The sequence below is a fragment of the Amycolatopsis sp. FDAARGOS 1241 genome, assembly GCF_016889705.1.
Lineage (GTDB): Bacteria > Actinomycetota > Actinomycetes > Mycobacteriales > Pseudonocardiaceae > Amycolatopsis.
The window spans coordinates 6,753,786-6,771,617 of record NZ_CP069526.1; the positions used below are offsets into that span (position 1 = coordinate 6,753,786).

General features: G+C 72.1%; 14 protein-coding genes. 5 read left to right on the top strand and 9 right to left on the bottom strand.

The genetic code is table 11. From position 1 onward, the window contains the following. Nucleotides 1-23 precede the first annotated feature (23 nt). Nucleotides 24-536: a LysM peptidoglycan-binding domain-containing protein gene (locus I6J71_RS33000; protein ID WP_204090418.1), complete on the bottom strand. Its 513-nt coding sequence runs from the start codon at nucleotides 534-536 to the stop codon at nucleotides 24-26. Nucleotides 537-863: 327 nt separating this feature from the next. On the opposite strand from I6J71_RS33000, the gene lexA reads away from it, so the two are divergent. Continuing rightward, nucleotides 864-1,580, top strand: a complete 717-nt coding sequence (gene lexA, locus I6J71_RS33005) for a transcriptional repressor LexA (RefSeq protein WP_204097357.1) — start codon at nucleotides 864-866, stop codon at nucleotides 1,578-1,580. Nucleotides 1,581-1,933: 353 nt separating this feature from the next. On the opposite strand, the gene I6J71_RS33010 is transcribed toward lexA, so the two are convergent. The 3 genes from I6J71_RS33010 to I6J71_RS33020 form a co-directional block, all read right to left on the bottom strand. Beyond that, on the bottom strand, nucleotides 1,934-2,923 hold the full coding sequence (locus I6J71_RS33010; RefSeq protein ID WP_204097358.1) for a hypothetical protein: 990 nt from the start codon (nucleotides 2,921-2,923) through the stop codon (nucleotides 1,934-1,936). A gap of 93 nt (nucleotides 2,924-3,016) precedes the next feature. After that, the gene (hflX, locus tag I6J71_RS33015) at nucleotides 3,017-4,450 is read right to left on the bottom strand and encodes a GTPase HflX (RefSeq protein WP_204090419.1); all 1,434 of its coding nucleotides are present in this window, start codon (nucleotides 4,448-4,450) and stop codon (nucleotides 3,017-3,019) included. A 42-nt stretch (nucleotides 4,451-4,492) separates the two neighbouring features. Further along, nucleotides 4,493-4,999, bottom strand: a complete 507-nt coding sequence (locus tag I6J71_RS33020; protein ID WP_204090420.1) for a transcriptional regulator — start codon at nucleotides 4,997-4,999, stop codon at nucleotides 4,493-4,495. Between the two features lie 64 nt (nucleotides 5,000-5,063). Between I6J71_RS33020 and I6J71_RS33025 the strand changes: the two genes are divergently transcribed. Next, nucleotides 5,064-6,317, top strand: coding sequence for an MFS transporter (locus I6J71_RS33025; protein ID WP_204090421.1), 1,254 nt, complete (start codon nucleotides 5,064-5,066; stop codon nucleotides 6,315-6,317). Between the two features lie 9 nt (nucleotides 6,318-6,326). Next, entirely contained in the window at nucleotides 6,327-8,858 is a 2,532-nt protein-coding gene (valS, locus tag I6J71_RS33030; RefSeq protein ID WP_204090422.1) for a valine--tRNA ligase, read from the top strand. Between the two features lie 32 nt (nucleotides 8,859-8,890). On the opposite strand, the gene dapF is transcribed toward valS, so the two are convergent. Together dapF and miaA are read right to left on the bottom strand one after the other, a co-directional pair. Continuing rightward, nucleotides 8,891-9,718, bottom strand: coding sequence for a diaminopimelate epimerase (gene dapF / locus I6J71_RS33035; protein WP_204090423.1), 828 nt, complete (start codon nucleotides 9,716-9,718; stop codon nucleotides 8,891-8,893). 10 nt (nucleotides 9,719-9,728) lie between these two features. Beyond that, nucleotides 9,729-10,649 (bottom strand): tRNA (adenosine(37)-N6)-dimethylallyltransferase MiaA, encoded by a 921-nt coding sequence (gene miaA, locus I6J71_RS33040; protein WP_239154063.1) that lies wholly within the window; start codon nucleotides 10,647-10,649, stop codon nucleotides 9,729-9,731. A 216-nt stretch (nucleotides 10,650-10,865) separates the two neighbouring features. On the opposite strand from miaA, the gene I6J71_RS33045 reads away from it, so the two are divergent. Then, nucleotides 10,866-12,179: a DUF349 domain-containing protein gene (locus tag I6J71_RS33045; protein WP_204090425.1), complete on the top strand. Its 1,314-nt coding sequence runs from the start codon at nucleotides 10,866-10,868 to the stop codon at nucleotides 12,177-12,179. A gap of 1,181 nt (nucleotides 12,180-13,360) precedes the next feature. Here I6J71_RS33045 and I6J71_RS33050 read toward each other — a convergent pair. Further along, the gene (locus tag I6J71_RS33050; RefSeq protein WP_204090426.1) at nucleotides 13,361-13,837 is read right to left on the bottom strand and encodes a hypothetical protein; all 477 of its coding nucleotides are present in this window, start codon (nucleotides 13,835-13,837) and stop codon (nucleotides 13,361-13,363) included. Then, on the bottom strand, nucleotides 13,834-15,321 hold the full coding sequence (gene miaB, locus I6J71_RS33055) for a tRNA (N6-isopentenyl adenosine(37)-C2)-methylthiotransferase MiaB (protein ID WP_204090427.1): 1,488 nt from the start codon (nucleotides 15,319-15,321) through the stop codon (nucleotides 13,834-13,836). Before miaB ends, I6J71_RS33050 begins: the two co-directional genes overlap by 4 nt. Before the next feature lie 190 nt (nucleotides 15,322-15,511). Here miaB and I6J71_RS33060 point away from each other — a divergent pair, with 190 nt between their 5' ends. Continuing rightward, nucleotides 15,512-16,435 carry a TAXI family TRAP transporter solute-binding subunit gene (locus I6J71_RS33060; protein WP_204090428.1) on the top strand — a complete coding sequence of 308 codons (924 nt, stop codon included), beginning with the start codon at nucleotides 15,512-15,514 and terminating at the stop codon, nucleotides 16,433-16,435. On the opposite strand, the gene I6J71_RS33065 is transcribed toward I6J71_RS33060, so the two are convergent. Then, nucleotides 16,432-17,829 (bottom strand): HAMP domain-containing sensor histidine kinase, encoded by a 1,398-nt coding sequence (locus I6J71_RS33065; RefSeq protein ID WP_204090429.1) that lies wholly within the window; start codon nucleotides 17,827-17,829, stop codon nucleotides 16,432-16,434. The two genes, I6J71_RS33060 and I6J71_RS33065, sit on opposite strands and share 4 nt — an antisense overlap. Nucleotides 17,830-17,832: the final 3 nt, after the last annotated feature.

A 17,832-nucleotide genomic window follows, 5' to 3' on the forward strand; every position in this document is an offset into this window, starting at 1 on the left:
TGCGACCGGTCGAATCCCGACCGTCACCGGCCCGCCCCCGCCACCTCCGCCGCGACCGGGACCGTGAGCGGCAGACCGGGTACGAGAACACCGTCGTCCAGGTGGTTGAGCTCCTCGATCCGCTCGACGACGGCCGCCTGGTCGGAATCGGGCGCGAACCGAGCCGCAAGATCGGACAGCGTGTCGCCCTGCCGGACGGACACCGCCGCCGTGCGCTCGGGCACCGCGCCGGCCGGCGTGCCGGACCCGAAAACACCCAGAACGGTGACCACCAGGCAGGCCCCGACAGCGATCGCGACGAGCCACGGCCACCGCACGGCGGGCCTGCGCGGCTCCGCGCACGCGGACCCGGCCGACCGGTGTCCCGCAACCACCCGGGCGCGGGTCGGCGGCCGCAGCGGCTCTCCGCGGCGCTCCCGCGCGCCCGAGGGGTGCCGGGCCGGACTGGGCGACCCCGCCGGGACCCGCGCCGGACCCGCGCCCTGCCGGACGGGCCGAAGCGGGCGGACGATCCCGCGGTCTGCCAGAATCGACATGGCGAACCTCCTTCTGACCTGCTGATCGGTTCGGCCCGACCCGCTCACCGGCGGCGATGCGTCCGGGTCGAACAGGCGTTCTATCGAACGTCCGTGCGAAGGTCTACCACCCCGCACCGACAAAATCGAGAGGACACGGCGTGTCGATCGAACAGATGTTTGAAATCGTCACGCTCGGTGGGCTACTGTCGGTGACCAGGACATCTGCCGGGCAGATGTCGCCGGCGAGTGCTCCCGCGGCCGCGGGAGCCGGCCGGCGGACGCGGAAACGCGCGGGACGTCTGGGAGGCGACACTGGTGCGAAAAGACCCGGTGCGAAAAGACACGGTGACGAAGGAGAGCAAGCCGGGCAGCACACCCGGTGACGTGGGCAAGGTGACTCCCTTACCGGAGGTCTACGACGTGGACGAGACGCTGACCGTGCGGCAGCAGCAGGTACTGGACGTGATCCGCACCTGGGTGAGCCGGTTCGGCTACCCGCCGAGCGTCCGCGAGATCGGCGAGGCCGTGGGACTCACGTCGACCTCGTCCGTGTCGCACCAGCTGCGCGCGCTTCAGCGCAAGGGCTACCTGCGCCGTGACGCGAACCGGCCGCGCGCGGTGGGCGTGCTCGCGTCCACCGACGACAACCCCATGGGCATCGACATGGACCAGCAGCCGTCCGTGCCGAAGGCGGCGTACGTGCCGCTGGTCGGCCGGATCGCCGCCGGTGGCCCGGTGCTCGCGGAACAGGCCATCGAGGACGTGTTCCCGCTGCCGCGCGAGATCGTCGGCGAGGGTGAGCTGTTCCTCCTGAGCGTCACGGGCGACTCGATGGTCGACGCCGCAATCACCAACGGCGACTGGGTCGTCGTCCGCCAGCAGCCGACGGCCGACAACGGCGAGATCGTCGCCGCCATGATCGACGGCGAGGCGACCGTGAAGACGTTCAAGCGCAAGGATGGCCACATCTGGCTGATGCCGCACAACGAGGCCTACGACCCCATCCCCGGTGACGACGCCACCATCCTGGGCAAGGTCGTCGCCGTCCTGCGGCGGCTCTAGGGTTTCGCTTCCCGCGGCCGCGGTACGGCGACGAGGATGCCCGGCCTCCGTCGCCCCCGCGGTCCGATGTGGACGGCGCCGGCAGCACTGTGGACACCGCGGCACTCGGGTGCGACAGCAGTGTGACACCACCGAGCTCTGACACCACCGCTCTGTGACGCCACTGCGCTCCGACGCCGCCAAGCCCTGACACCACTGCGCTCTGGCTCCACTGCGCTCTGACACCACTGCGCTCTGACACCACTGCGCTCTGACACCACTGTGGACCGCACTCACGGCCGCTCCCCCGCGGTTGCCTCCCCGCGGGGACGGAGGTCGAGCGACCCGGCTGGCGAGTGCGTCCGCAGGCGGTCTCAGCGCCGAGGGCGGCGGCGCCGCCGGCTGAACGCGAACCAGCCGCCCAGCACCACGACGACCGCGATCCCGGCCGCCGGCAGCCACGGCACGCCGGACGAGTCGTCCGAGCCGCCGCCACCGGAACCCGAAGCGGCGGAGGGCTTCGCGGCCTCCCGCTGCGGGGCGGCCGCGCCCGGGACGAGGGCCGTCGCGTTCTTGACCGCGCGCAGAGGCTGACCGACACCCTCCCCACCCGACAGGAGCGTGCCGTCCGGTTCGAAAGCGAGGGCCTCGCCCTGCTTCTCGTTCGGCAGCGGAACGCGGACGGGGTTGCGTTTGAGCGCCGCGAGCACGTCGCCGTCCGGCGCGGGGTACAGATAGGCGTCGGTGTACGTACGCAAGGCGACCACGGTGCCGTCGGCGCTGGTGGCGCCACCCGTGACCAGCACGGAGCCGAACGCGCCCACCGGACCGCCCGGGGTGCCGGTGTCGTGGATGGTCAGCGAGCCGACCTTCTCCAGTTTGGTCGGACCGGGGGCCGCCAGCGGACCGGTCGGCCGGTAGACCGCTGAGTCGCCGAAGACTTCCTTCGTCACGAGGTACGGCGTGCCCGAGCGGTCCAGCAGCAGTGCCTCAGTGTCGTGCGGACCGTCGGGGTACGTCAGGCGGTACAGCGTCACGCCGCCGGCCGACGGTTTCATCTCCAGCAACGCCACGGTCGAGCGCTTGTGGCTGTTGTCGCCCGTGTCCGAGAGCCACAGGGTGCCGTCGGCACCGCGGGCGAGGTCTTCGACGTCGTACGGATCGGTGCTCGCCGACAGCACCTTCTGCACGGCGCACGAGTGGTTCAGCACGAAGACCTGCACCTTCGTGCCACCGTCGTTGATCGCGTACCAGTGCTCGCCGTCGGAGGCGAGACCGGACAGCTCCCCCAGCCGCGAGTCCGTGACCTTGCACAAGGTCTCCGGCGCGGGTGGTGGCGCCGCCGCGGCGGGCGCCGCGCCCATCACCAGGAAAACCGCCGCCACAGCGAGACCGACCCGCACCAGCGCACCTCCGTAGTGCCGCGGCCGGGACCGGCCGCGCACTACGGAAGACGTTCAGAGCCGCGAGGAGTTGGTTTCGTACCGGCGCAGAGCCGCCGCGAGGTCCGGGTGGACCCGCACGAGCAGGCGCGTGCCGTCGGCGATGTGCTCCTCCTCCAGCACCTCGCCGTCCGCGTGGGCGCGGGCCACGAGCTCGCCCCGCGCGTAGGGGACCAGCGCCTCGACCACGACCTGCGGACGCGGCAGCCGCTCGGCGAGCACGTCGGCCAGCTCCGGGATGCCCGCCCCGGTCCGGGCGGACACCTGCACGGACCCGGAGAGCTGGTGGCGAAGCCGGGCCAGCGTGACCTGGTCCGCGGCGTCGGCCTTGTTGATCACCAGCAGCTCGGGCGGCAGCGGTTCCTTGCGGGTGCGGGTGATTTCCGCGAGCACCTCGCGCACCGCGTTCACCTGCTCCTCGGGCGCCGGGTCGGAGCCGTCGACGACGTGCAGCAGCAAGTCGGCGTCGGCCGCCTCCTCGAGCGTCGAGCGGAACGCGTCCACCAGCTGGTGCGGCAGGTGCCGCACGAACCCGACGGTGTCGGTGAGGGTGAACGTGCGCCCGTCGGCCGTCTGCGCCCGCCGCGTGGTCGGGTCCAGGGTGGCGAACAGCGCGTCCTCCACCAGCACCCCCGCGCCGGTCAGCGCGTTGAGCAGGCTCGACTTGCCGGCGTTGGTGTAGCCGACGATCGCCACGCTGGGCACCTCGTTGGCCACGCGCCGGCCGCGCTTGGTCTCGCGGATCGTGTCCATCGACGCGATCTCGCGGCGCAGCTTGGCCACGCGCTTGTTGATCCGCCGTCGGTCCGTTTCCAGCTTGGTCTCACCGGGACCGCGCAGGCCCACACCGCCGTTGGCGCCACCGGCGCGGCCACCGGCCTGCCGGGACAGCGACGCACCCCAGCCCCGCAACCGCGGGATCAGGTACTGCAGCTGGGCCAGCTCGACCTGGGCCTTGCCCTCCTTGGAGCGGGCGTGCTGGGCGAAGATGTCGAGGATCAGGGCGGTCCGGTCGATCACCTTGACCTTGACCTTCTCCTCCAGCTGCCGCAGCTGGCCGGGCGAGAGCTCGCCGTCGCAGATCACTGTGTCGGCGCCGGTCGCCACGACCACGTCGCGCAGCTCCCGCACCTTGCCGGAGCCGATGTACGTGGCGGGATCCGGCTTGACGCGTCGCTGGACCAGCCCTTCGAGCACCTCGGAACCGGCCGTCTCGGCCAGCCTCGCCAGCTCGGCGAGAGAGGCGTCGGACTGGTCGGCCGTGCCCTCGGTCCACACGCCGACCAGCACGACGCGCTCCAGCCGCAGCCTGCGGTACTCGACCTCGGTGATGTCCGTGAGTTCGGTGGACAGCCCCGCGACCCGCCGGAGCGAGGCGCGGTCCTCGAGCTCCATCTCACCGGTCGACGGGTCGTCGTCGTAAAGGTCTTCGTGTGTCAGTTCTGTCATCGTGCCTCCATGCTCCCACGATTCGGCGCGGGAGCCGAGTGATTAGCGGCTGGGGTAGATCGATACATAGATGGCCGTGCGCTCCGCGCCGGGTGAGCGCGGCCGCGAACCGAACTCGTCGAGCAGCTCCGCGACGCGGCTCTTGAACTCGGCGACCTCGGCGGGTGAGACCTGGAAGACGAGCCGGCTGCTGTCGACTTCGGCCGGGTCGGCCTCGCCCATCTCCGCGAGGTACGCCTCGAGCATCGCCTGGCGGACGGGCACGGCCTGCACGTCGGCGTTCTCCAGCGTCCAGGACAGGCCGGTGGACCGGTACGGGATCTCCTTGGCGCCGCGAGCACCCCGGCGGGGTTCCTCCGGGACGAGGAAACCGGTCTCGACCAGGCGCCGCACGTGGTGGAGCGTGGTCGCCGGGTCGCGGCCGAGCCGCTCGGCCAGCTCCTTGTTCGTCATGGCCTCGAAGGACGTCAACCGGATGATCCGCAGGCGTATTCCGGACGCGAGCGCGGCGGCCTCGGCCTCCGTCGAAGGGCGTCGTGGGGTCGGCACGCGCACAGCCTAGGCAGCGCTAAGTGATTGACACTTTCCAATCACTTCGCGGACACTCTTTCGGGTGAACCGGGACTCCCTCTTCTTCCACGCCGACTTCCGCCGGCTCTGGTCGGGCGACACCGCCAGCCAGTTCGGCACGTTCGTGGGCAACACGGCGATCCCGCTGCTCGCGGCGGTCACGCTCGCGGCGACGCCGTTCGAGATGGGCCTGCTGACCACGGCCGAGACGCTCGGCTTCCTGCTCATCGGCCTGCCGGCGGGCGTGTGGGTGGACCGGCTGCGCAAGCGGCCCGTGATGCTCGCCGCCGACCTCACGCGGGGCGTGCTGATCCTGAGCATCCCCGTCACGTGGTGGACGGGGCTCCTGACGATGCCGCAGCTGATCGCGGTCGTGCTCCTCACCGGCATCGGCACGGTGTTCTTCGACGTCTCCTACCAGGCCTACCTGCCGGCGCTCGTCGGCCGCGAACGGCTGCTCGAGGGCAACGCCAAGCTGCAGGGCGTGCAGTCCTCGGCCCAGATCGCCGGGCCGAGCGCCGCCGGTGTCCTGGTCCAGTTCGCCGGCGCCGCGAGCACGGTCCTGGTCACCGGATGCGGCTACCTGATCTCAGCGCTGTGCCTGTGGCGGATCCGCACCGTCGAACGGCTGCCCGAGCGCACCGGGCACGAGCGGCTGCTGCCGCAGATGCTCGAAGGCCTGCGGTTCGTGTTCACCGACAAGCCGCTGCGCGCGATCGTCGCCTGCACCGCCACGGCGAACCTCTTCGGCGCCGCCGCACAGGCCGTGCAGGTGCTGTTCCTGACGCGCACGGCCGGCCTGCCCCCGGCGGCGGTCGGCGGGCTGCTGGCCGTCGGCGGCATCGGCGGCATCCTCGGCGCGCTGTTCGCCGGCGCGATCATCCGCCGCGTCGGGCAGGCGCGCTCGATCTGGCTCGTGCCGCTGCTGGTGTGGCCCGGCAACCTGCTCGTGCCGCTCGCGGGCCCCGGCTGGCGGCTGCCGCTCGCCGGCTTCGGTCTCGCGCTGGCCGGGTTCGGCGTGATCCTCTACAACATCGCGCAGGTGTCCTACCGGCAGGCGATCACGCCTGACGGCCTGCTCGGCCGGATGAACGCGAGCGTGCGGTTCGTCGTGTGGGGCACGATGCCGCTCGGCGGCCTGCTGGGTGGCGGGCTCGGCGAGTGGCTCGGGCTCACCGGCGCCCTGTGGGCGGCGGTGCTCGGCCAGCTCGCCGCGGCGCTGTGGGTCGTCTGCTCCCCGCTGCGGCGCATGCGTGACCTCCCGGTGCCCGGGAAACCGGTGGCGGCTCCCGCCTAGAGTTGGCCCATGAACGCCACACCGCAGCCCAGCCCCCGTGTCCCCGAGAAGGTCGGTGTCGACGGACTTGAGGCCAAGTGGGTAGCGGTATGGGAGCGCGCCGGCACCTACCGCTTCGACCGCGAGAAGCCGCGCGCCGACGTCTATTCGATCGACACCCCGCCGCTCACGGCGAGCGGTTCGCTGCACATCGGCCACGTGTTCTCCTACACGCACACCGACGTCCTCGCCCGCTACCAGCGCATGCGCGGGCGGGAGGTGTTCTACCCCATCGGCTGGGACGACAACGGCCTGCCGACCGAGCGCCGCGTGCAGAACCACTACGGCGTGCGCTGCGAACCGTCCCTGCCCTACGACCCGTCGTTCACGCCACCGGCGAAGCCGGGGAAGGACGTGATCCCCGTGTCGCGGCGCAACTTCGTGGAGCTGTGCCGCACGCTGTCGGAGGAGGACGAGAAGGTCTTCGAGGACGTCTGGCGGCGCGTCGGGCTGTCGGTGGACTGGACGCTCGCTTACCAGACCATCGACCCGTCGACCACGGAGATCTCGCAGCGCGCGTTCCTGCGCAACCTCGCGCGCGGTGAGGCGTACCAGGCCGAAGCGCCGACCTTGTGGGACACCACGTTCCGCACCGCCGTCGCGCAGGCCGAGCTCGAAGACCGCGAGCGGCCCGGCGCGTACCACGACCTCGTGTTCCGCGCGGACGGCGACGAGGAAGTGCTGATCTCGACCACGCGGCCCGAGTTGCTGCCCGCGTGCGTCGCGCTCGTGACGCACCCCGACGACGAGCGCTACCGCCACCTGGTCGGGAAAACCGTGCGCACGCCCGTGTTCGGCGTCGAGGTGCCGGTGCACGCGCACCACCTCGCCGACCCCGAGAAGGGCACGGGCATCGCGATGGTCTGCACCTTCGGCGACACCACGGACGTCACGTGGTGGCGCGCGCTGCGCCTGGAAACGCGGCCGGTGCTCGGCCGCGACGGGCGGTTCCTGCCCGAACCGCCGCGCGAGGTGCCCGCCGAGGCGTACGCGCCGCTGGCCGGCAAGACCGTCCACACGGGACGCCAGCTCGTCGTCGAGGCGCTGCGGGCCGAAGGCTCCCTGCGCGGCGAGCCGCGGACCATCACGCACGCGGTGAAGTTCTACGAGAAGGGCGACCGGCCGCTCGAGATCGTCACGAGCCGCCAGTGGTACCTCACCAACGGCGGCCGCGACGAGACCCTGCGCGCGAAGCTCCTGGCCCGCGGCGAAGAGCTGAACTGGGTCCCGCCGCACATGGAGGTCCGCTACCGCGCCTGGACCGAGGGCCTCACGAGCGACTGGCTCGTGAGCCGCCAGCGGTTCTTCGGCGTGCCGATCCCCGTCTGGTACCCGCTCGACGAGCACGGGGAGCCGGACCACGAAGCCGTGCTCGTGCCTGCGGACACGAACCTGCCCGTTGATCCGACCACCGACGTGCCACCCGGCTACACCGAGGACCAGCGCGGGAAGCCGGGCGGGTTCGCGGGCGAGGTGGACGTGATGGACACGTGGGCGACGTCGTCGCTCACGCCGCAGATCGGCGGGCGCTGGAGCCTCGACGACGACCTGTTCCGGCTCGTGTACCCGTACTCGCTGCGGCCGCAGGCCCACGAGATCATCCGCACCTGGCTGTTCTCGACGGCCGTGCGCTCGGAGCTCGAGGAGCACGTGCTGCCGTGGCGCGACGCCGTGATCTCCGGCTGGGTGCTCGATCCGGACCGCAAGAAGATGTCGAAGTCCAAGGACAACGTCGTCACGCCGGCCGCCCTGCTGGACCAGTTCGGCCCGGACGCCGTCCGGTACTGGGCCGCGAGCGCGCGCCCGGGGGTCGACACGGCCGAGGACCAGGGCCAGATGAAGGTCGGGCGGCGGCTCGCGACGAAGCTGCTGAACGTGAGCCGCTTCGTGCTCGGGCTCGGCCTGCCCGGGCCCGGCGCCGAGGTCACCGAAGCGCTGGACCGGTCGGTGCTCGCCGCGCTCGGCGCCGTGGTCCGCGAGGCAACCGCGGCGTTCGAGAGCCTCGACCAGGCGCGGGCGCTGCACGTGACGGAGACGTTCTTCTGGACGTTCTGCGACGACTACGTCGAGCTGGTCAAGGCGCGCGCGTACGGCGACCGCGGCGAGGCGGCCGCGGAGTCGGCGCGGGCGGCGCTGACCACCGCGCTGTCGACGCTGGTGCGGCTGTTCGCACCCGTGCTGCCCTACACCGCCGAGGAGGTGTGGTCGTGGTGGCAGGAGGGTTCGGTGCACCGCGCGCCGTGGCCCGAGGCGCCGGCGGTCGACGGCGACTCCGGACTGCTGCCGCTGGCCGGCTCGGTGATCGCCGCGGTGCGGCGGGCCAAGACGGACGCGAAGGTGTCGATGCGCTCGGCCGTGGAGGCCGTGACGGTCAGCGCGCCGGACGACGTGCTCACCGGCTTCGCCGCGGTGTCCGACGACGTGCGCGCGGCGGGCGTGATCTCCGCGGTGACCACCCGGCCGGGTGATGGCGAGCTTGCCGTCGAGGTGACGGTGGGCTGAGGCGCTGAAGCGCTGAAGTGCAGGGCCGCCGCTCACGCTCCGGCGGCGGCCCACCAGCCTTCGTCCAGCTCACCGCGCGCGACGATCTCCGCCGGGCCCGTGAGCGTGGAGGCACCGCGTTCGACGGTCACGGTCACGCGCCCGCCCGGGATGTCCACCGTGGAGGTACCCGTGTCGGTGCCCGCGAGGTGGAAGGCCGCGGCGACGGCGGCGACCGTGCCGGTGCCGCACGAGCGGGTCTCCCCCACGCCCCGCTCGTGGACGCGCATGCGCAGCACGCCCTCGCCGAGCAGGTTCACGAACTCGAGGTTCACGCCGTTCGGGAAGAAGTCGTGGTCGAAGTCGGGCTGCTCACGCAGGTCGAGCTCCGCCACCTCGTCGTCGAGCACGGAGACGAGGTGCGGGTTGCCGACGTCCACGGCCACGCCCGAGAACGGCTGCCCCGCCACCACGGTGACCGAGGTGCCGGTGATCGTGGCCGGTCCCATGTGGACGGAGACGGAACGGTCGGCGTGCACGACCACCGGGCGGTCGCCCGCGCGCGTGCCGACCGTGAAGTGCCCGTCGTCCGCCAGGCCCGCGTCGACGAGGTAACGCGCGAACACGCGCACGCCGTTGCCGCACATCTCGGCGACGGAGCCGTCGGCGTTGCGGTAGTCCATGAACCACTCGCCCTCAGTCGCCTCACCCAGCGCGCTCGCGCGGACCACGCGCAGCACGCCGTCGGCGCCCAGCCCACGCCGGCGGTCGCACAGCGCCGCCACGCGCTCCGGCGTGAGGTCGAGGCGGCCGGCCGCGTCGGGCAACAGCACGAAGTCGTTCTGCGTGCCGTGCCCCTTCAGGAATTCGATGCCGCCCATGGGTTCAAGATTACTGGGCCAGCGCCTCGAGCACGCGCGCGGCCAGGTCGGGGGAAGCGCCGTCGAACCACTGGATCCGCTTGTCGCGGCGGAACCACGAGCGCTGCCGGCGGACGAAGCGGCGGGTGGCCTGCGCGGTCGCCGCGGCGGCGGCCGCGAAGTCGCCTTCCCCGTCGAGTTCGGCGAGCACCTGCTGGTAACCCAGGGCGCGGGAGGCCGTCTTGCCTTCGCGCAGGCCCCGGGTGACGAGGGTGCGCACCTCGTCGACCAGGCCGGCCTCGAACATGTGCTCCACCCGCAGGTCGACGCGCTCGTCGAGCTCGGCGGCCTCGCGGTCGACGCCGATCAGCACCGTGCCGTAGCGGGCCGGGCCCGGTTTGGGGAGGTTCGCGGAGAACGGCTCTCCGGTGAGCTCGATGACCTCCAGCGCGCGCACGATGCGCCGGGTGTTCGTGGGCAGGATCGCGGCGGCCGCGGCCGGGTCGCGCTCGCCCAGCCGCGCGTAGAGCACCGCGGTGCCGAGCTCGGCGGCTTCCGCGTCGAGGCGGGCCCGCACGGCGGCGTCCGTGCCGGGGAACCGGAGGTCGTCGAGCACAGCCTGCACGTACAGGCCGGAGCCGCCGGCGAGCACCGGGACGCGCCCGGCCGCGAGGACGTCCTCGATCTCGCGGCGGGCGTCGCGCTGGTAGGCGGCGACGGAAGCGGTCTCGGTGACGTCGAGGACGTCGAGCAGGTGGTGGGGCACCCCGCGCCGCTCGGCTTCGGTGGCCTTGGCCGTGCCGATGTCCATGCCGCGGTAGAGCTGCAGGGCGTCGGCGTTCACGACGTCGCCGCCGAGGGCGAGGGCGAGCTCGACGGCCAGCGCCGTCTTCCCGGTGGCCGTGGGACCGACGACGGCGACCGGACGAGGCGGCTGAGCAGGGCTGATCACGCTGGTCGAGGGTACCTGGACGGGTAGGACCTGCCGACACGGAGCGTCAAGGAGAAGTAGGATCACTGGCTTCAGGTGGCGCATCGGTACCACAGCAGGCGCTGAGCTGCTTGAATGCCGCTGGGGCACCGTGGCCCCGGAGCAGAACCGCGTAACCCGGCCCCGCGCACGCGGGGCGCCCGCACCAGCGGGCGTACAGGCGATAAGGAGCCTGCGATGGCCCAGGAGAACACGTCCAGCGGCACCCCGGCACCCCACCCCGTGCCGCACGCGCCCGGCAGCGCCCAGACCGCGCCTCCGGTGCCGCCCGCCGAGCCCACCCCGTCCACCTGGGGGCGGGTCGACGCGGAGGGCACTGTCTTCGTTTTCACCGCCGAAGGTGAACGCTCGGTCGGGGTCTGGCAGGCCGGCACCCCCGAGGAAGGGCTGGTGCACTACGCCCGCCGCTTCGACGACGTCCGCACGGAGGTCGAGCTGCTCGAGACCCGGCTGCACTCCGGCGCCGGCGACCCGAAGCACGCGCTGTCGAGCGCCACGCAGATCCGCGACGGGCTGGCCGAGTCGGCCGTGGTCGGTGACCTCGCCGCGCTGGCGGCGCGCGTCGAGTACGTGATCGGTGTCGCCGAGAAGGCGCTGGCCAACGCGAAGCACGAGCGCGAGGAGGCCCGGGCCGCCGCCGTTTCGCGCAAGCAGGCGCTGGCCGAGGAGGCGGAGAAGATCGCCGCCGACTCCACCCAGTGGAAGGCCGCGGGCGACCGGCTGCGCGCGATCCTCGACGAGTGGAAGACGGTCAAGGGCGTCGACCGCAAGACCGACGACGAGCTCTGGAAGCGGTTCTCGAAGGCCCGGGAGGGTTTCAACCGCCGCCGCGGCTCGCACTTCGCGGAGCTCGACAAGCAGCGCGCGAGCGCCAAGCACCGCAAGGAAGAGCTCATCGCCGAGGCCGAGTCGCTCGCCGATTCGGAGGACTGGGGCGCGACCGCGGGCCGGTACAAGGAGCTCATGGCCGAGTGGCGCGCCGCGGGCCGCGCGCCCAAGGACAGCGACGAAGCGCTGTGGCAGCGCTTCCGCGCGGCCCAGGACCAGTTCTTCGCCCGCCGGTCCGCCGTCTTCTCCGAGCGTGACGCCGAGTTCGCCGGCAACGCCGCCCGCAAGGAGGAGCTGCTGGTCGAGGCCGAGAAGATCGACGTCGCCGCGAACCTCGACGCGGCCAAGTCGGCCCTGCGGCGCATCCAGGAACAGTGGGACGAGATCGGCAAGGTCCCGCGCGAGCGCATCCGCGAACTCGACGGCCGGCTCAAGGCGGTCCAGGACGCGGTCAAGTCGGCCGAAGACAGCCGCTGGCGCCGCACCGACCCGGAGGCCCAGGCGCGCGCCGCGCAGTTCCGCGAGCGCGTCGAGCAGTTCGAAGCCCAGGCCGCCAAGGCCCGCGCCGCCGGCGATGAACGACGCGCCAAGAAGGCCGACGAACAGGCCGCGCAGTGGCGCGAGTGGATGGAAGCGGCCGAGGCCGCTGTGGCCGACCGCTGAAGTTGCCACGGCTGCCGCGGCCGTGCGTTGAGGTCGCCACAGCTGGCGCGGCCGAGCACTGAGGTTGCCGCGGCGGTCGTTCCCGTGCGCTGAGCGTTTCGTTGAGGAAGGGCCGCTCCCGGGTGTACCGGGGAGCGGCCCTTTCTCGATCGTCCAGGTGGTCAGCGAGGCCCGAGGGCGCTCAAGCAGCGGCAGCCGGGATGATCAAGCCCGCGAGTGGTCGCTGGTGGTCGGCGAAAGAATGAAGGGGCCCTTCACCACCGGCCAGGGGGACCCCTGGCTTTTATTCTCCCAGCCCGCCACGCCGGCAGTCACACGCAATCGCGCGCGAACGGGACCGCCGCACCCGCTGATCGCAAACAACACCGGTGTGAGTGGATAACCGCTCCGGCGACCCGCGGTACCAAGGGGACCATCGCACCTCCGGCCCCGGGCACAAACCAGCGGAATTCGGCGAGTCGGAAGCCCGCACACACTCATCGCCGCCGAAGGCCCGGCCGGGGCTGCACCTCGGCGAGACAGAAGTCGGCGACCACTCACCCCGACCGAACCCACCACCGAAATCCCCGGCCACGGCAGGACCTCCGCAAGACACAAGCCCGCGACCACTCACCCCGACCGAACCCACCACCGAAATCCCCGGCCACGGCAGGACCTCCGCAAGACACAAGCCCGCGACCACTCACCCCGACCGAACCCACCACCGAAATCCCCGGCCACGGCAGGACCTCCGCAAGACACAAGCCCGCGACCACGCAACCTCGACAAGCCGCCGAACGCGTCCAGCCACAGCCGACCTCGGCAACAGAAGCCCCCGGCCACTCAACCCCGACGGACTCCACTATCGAAGGCTCGGCCTCGCCTTGACCTCGGCGAGCGGGAAGCCCGGGAGCACTCAACGTCGCCACTGAAGGTCCGGCCGAGGCTGAACCTCGGCGAGCCGGAAGCCGGCAAACATTCACGTCGCCACCGAAGGCCCGGCCACGGCCGCACCCCGGCGAGCCAGAAGGCCACAAGCACTCAACGTCGCCACCGAAGGCCCGGGCGAGGCTGAACCTCGACGGGCAGAAGTACGGCGTAGTCAACCTCGCCACCGAAGATCCGGCCGGACCTCGGCGCGACACAAGCCCCCGCCACCCAACCCCGGCAAACCGCCGAACACGTTCAGCCGAGGCTAAACCTCAAGACCGCGAAAAGGCCGTCCTCATCCACATCGTCGCGAGGACGATCGTGGCCACCCACGCGATGATCAGGCCGATTCCCGGGCCGCCGCCGGCGGCGCCCGAAGCGTGGGCGGACTGCTGGGACCACACGGCGAGCAAGCCGTCCACCGAGGCGAACCAGCCGCCCGCGGCGCAACACCACGCGACCCACCAGCGGCGCGTCACGAGGGCCACCGCGCCGGCCAGAACGCCGATGCCGGTGGACGTCGCGGCGAACAGCTGGGGGATGCCGCCGCCCTGGCCCTGCAGGACCTGGTAGCCCGCGTGGTCGCCGACCCACGGCAGGGCCTGTGCGACCAGCAGCACCACGATGAACACGGCGAGGTAAAAACCACGCCTGCCGAGCTCCACCGTCCGGGCCGCACGGTGACCCGCGTCGTCGATTTCGGAAGTCAGCTTTTTGTCGACCTCGGCCGGCGTTCCTGGCTCGCTCACAGCGCACACCCACTCACCGGGGCCGGCTGCGCCGCCGGGACTCCGAAGCCCGGCAGCCCCAGCGTGACCCCGCTCGTCTTGGGCCGAAGACCCGCTTCGGCGTTGTCGCCCGCCCGCGTGCGGCGGTGCGTCAGGAGGTCGCCGTCGGCGACCAGGTGGTGTGGAGCGCCGTAGGTGATCACGGTCTCCACCACATCGCCCGCGCGCACCGAACCGTCCACCGCGGGCCCGGTCGGCGTGAAGTGCACGAGACGCCCGTCGCGCGCGCGGCCGCTCATGCGATGCGTCTCGGCGTCCTTGCGGCCCTCGCCCGTCGCCACGAGCAGCTCGACCTTCGCGCCGAGGAGCTTCTTGTTCTCCGCCCAGGAGATCTCGTTCTGCAGCTCGACGAGCCGGTCGTAGCGCTCCTGCACGACCTCCTTCGGCAGCTGGTCCGCCATCGTCGCGGCCGGCGTGCCGGGGCGCTTCGAGTACTGGAACGTGAACGCGCTGGAGAACCGCGCCTCGCGGACCACGTCGAGCGTCGCCTGGAAGTCTTCCTCGGTCTCGCCGGGGAAGCCGACGATGATGTCCGTGGTGATCGCCGCGTCGGGCATCGCCGTCCGCACCTCGTCGAGGATCTTCAGGAACCGGGCTGAGCGGTAGGACCGGCGCATCTCGCGCAGCACGCGGTCCGAACCCGACTGCAGCGGCATGTGCAGCTGGTGGCAGACGTTCGGCGTGTCGGCCATCGCCTCGATCACGTCCGACGTGAACGCCGCGGGGTGCGGCGAGGTGAACCGCACGCGCTCCAGGCCGGTGATTCCGCCGGTCGCGCGCAGCAGCTTGCCGAACGCCAGCCGGTCGCCGAACTCGACGCCGTAGGAGTTCACGTTCTGCCCCAGCAGCGTCACCTCGAGCACGCCCTCGGCCACGAGCGCTTCGACCTCGGCGAGGATCTCGTCCGGGCGGCGGTCGCGTTCCTTGCCACGCAACGACGGGACGATGCAGAACGTGCAGGTGTTGTTGCACCCGACCGAAACCGACACCCAGCTCGCGTACGACGATTCGCGGCGAGCGGGCAGCGTCGACGGGAACGTCTCGAGCGACTCGAGGATCTCGACCTCGGCCTCGGCGTTGTGCCGCGCGCGCTCCAGCAGTGCCGGCAGTGAGCCGATGTTGTGCGTGCCGAACACGACGTCGACCCACGGGGCGCGCTTGACGATCTCCCCGCGGTCCTTCTGCGCCAGGCACCCGCCCACCGCGATCTGCATGTCCGGGTTGGCGATCTTGTCCGGCCGCAGGTGCCCCAGCGTGCCGTACAGCTTGTTGTCCGCGTTCTCCCGCACCGCGCAGGTGTTGAACACGACCAGGTCCGGCTTCGCCTCCGCGCTCGCGGGGACGTACCCGGCCTCCTCGAGCTGACCGGCGAGCCGTTCCGAGTCGTGCACGTTCATCTGGCAGCCGAAGGTGCGGATCTGGAAGGTCTTGAGATTCTCGGTCATCGTCAGTCAGGGTAACCCCCGCCGACCTCGCCGAAGCCGCCGCCCACCTGGTTGTTCCCCGGTCGCGACCCCCTTTCGACCCGATCACCGCGCGATGTCTGACTACGCGGTTTCCACCGCTGCCGGGCGCCTTGACCGCTTGCGGAGATCGCGCCGCCCGCGGCCGCGGTCCGTCTGGCACGATCGCCCCATGCGGTGGAGGCGGACGGTCGCGGCGGTGGTGGCGGTGCTGGCGACGGCGCTGACCGCCGCGTGCGGGCCGAGTTTCGAGGGCCTGCACCTGCGCATCGCGGCGGGCGCCGTCGGCGGCGTGTACAACGACCTCGCCCAGGCGCTGTCCGGCGCGTGGGCCGGGGACCTCGAGGTCGACCGGCCGCAGGTGCTGGCCACGCAGGGGTCGCGCGACAACCTCAACCGCGTGCTGTCCGGGGGTGCCGACGTCGCGTTCGTGGCCGCCGACCTGGCCGCCGACGCCGCGGCGAAGCATCCGGACAAGCTGGCGGCGCTGGCCCGCATCCACGACGACTACCTGCACATCGTCGTGCGCGCCGACTCGCCTTACACGTCGGTGGCGATGCTGGCCGGGCGCCGCATCGCGGTCGGGTCGCCGGAGTCGGGCGTGGAGTACATCGCCGAGCGCGTGCTGCACGTCGCCGGGCTCGACAACACCGAACCGCAGCAGCTGGGCCTCGAAGACTCCCTCAAGGCGCTCGAGGACCACCGCATCGACGCCCTGTTCTGGTCCGGCGGCCTGCCGACGCCGCTCATCACGCAGTACACGCAGAAGGTCGGCCTGCGGCTGCTCGACATGGCGAGCCTGATGCAGGGCATGCAGGCCTACAGCCCCGTCTACGGCACGGCCACCATTCCCGGCAGCACCTACAACCAGGCCGGCCCGGTGACCACGCTCGTGGTGCCCAACTTCCTCGTCGTCCCCACGACGATGGCCGACGTCGTCGCCGAGGCCCTCACCCGCGGCCTCTACGACGCTCGCCCCGCCCTCGCGCAGGCCAACCGGGCGGCGCTGTCCATCGACGTCCACCCCGGCATCGAGACCGAGCCCCTGCCGCTGCACCCGGGCGCGCTCACGTTCTACCGCGAGCAAAAGGTCTAAGGCGCCACCTGCAGGTCCATCTCGACCCGGAGCCCGCCGCCTTCGGGCAGCGAAAGCCGCAGGTCACCGCCGGAGTGGCGGACGATCTCGCGCACGATCGCGAGGCCCAGCCCGGAACCGGGCACGTTCTGGTGCGCCGTGCTGCGCCAGAACCGGTCGACGGCCCGCTCCAGCTCGTCTTCGCGCAGGCCGAGGCCGTGGTCGCGGACGGCGAGCTTCACCCGCTCACCGTCGCGGACGGCCGACACGTGCACGGACGTCCCCTGGCCGGTGAACTTGAGCGCGTTGTCGATCAGCGCGTCGAGGATCACCTCGAGTCCGCGCGGTGGCAGCAGCACGCGTGCGCCGTCGACGTGGGCGTCGGTCTCCAGCGCGACGTCGCGGGCCGCGCCGACCACCGACCAGTCGGCGACGCGGTCGGCCACCACCTCACCGAGGTTCTCGGCCACGAGCTCACCACCCGCCGCCTCCGCGCGGGCCATCGACAGCAGCTCGTCGAGGATCTGGTTGAGCCGGCCCGCGTCGACGCGAGCGGCGTCGAGGTCGGCGGCCGCGGTGTCGTCGTCCACGTGGCCCTCGAGGTTGCCCAGCCGCAGCTTCAGCGCGGTCAGCGGGTTGCGCAGCTGGTGCGACGCGTCGGCGACGAACGCGCGCTGCGCCGCCAGGGCCTCCGACACGCTCGCGGCCATCCGGTCGAACGAGCGGCCCAGCTGCCGCAGCTCCGGTGGCCCGCCGCTCTCGCCCACGGGCACCACCTCGCGCCCGCTGACCACGGCCGCGACCAGCGAGCCCGTCGCCTCGTCGAGGCGGCGCACGGGCCGCAGCGTCCAGCGCACCACCGGGATCGCGGCGAGCAGTGCGAGCCCGAACGCGATCACCGCGCCGGCGGCGAGCACCAGCCACTGCCACAGCAGCACCGTGCGCACGTGGTCGGTCGCGGACTCGGTGACGACGGCGCCGCGCACCTCGCCGTCGATGAGGATCGGTTCGGCGAGCACGAGCGGCGCGGTCGTCCACGGCGTCAGCAGCGGCCCGGGCGCCGGGGGCCGGCCGGCGAGCGCCTCGTTCACGGGCACGTCGATGGCCGACCGGTCGATCCGCGCGGCGTCGGTGCCGCCCAGTGAGCTGAGCACCGTCACGCCGTCCTGGTTCACCACGACGACCTTCACGCCGTACACGTCGGTGTAGCGGCGCAGCTCGGGCTCCAGCAGCGCGGGCCGGTTGTCCACCAGCGGCCGCTGCGCGAGTGACGCGAACCGCGCGGTGTCGGTCAGCCGGTCGAGGAACAGGTTCTGCTCGAGGCTGTTCGCCATCGTCAGCGCCAGCGGGATGCCGAGGCCGAACACGAGCAGCGCGACGAGCGTGACCACGATCCCCTGGAGGCGGACGCGCACCGC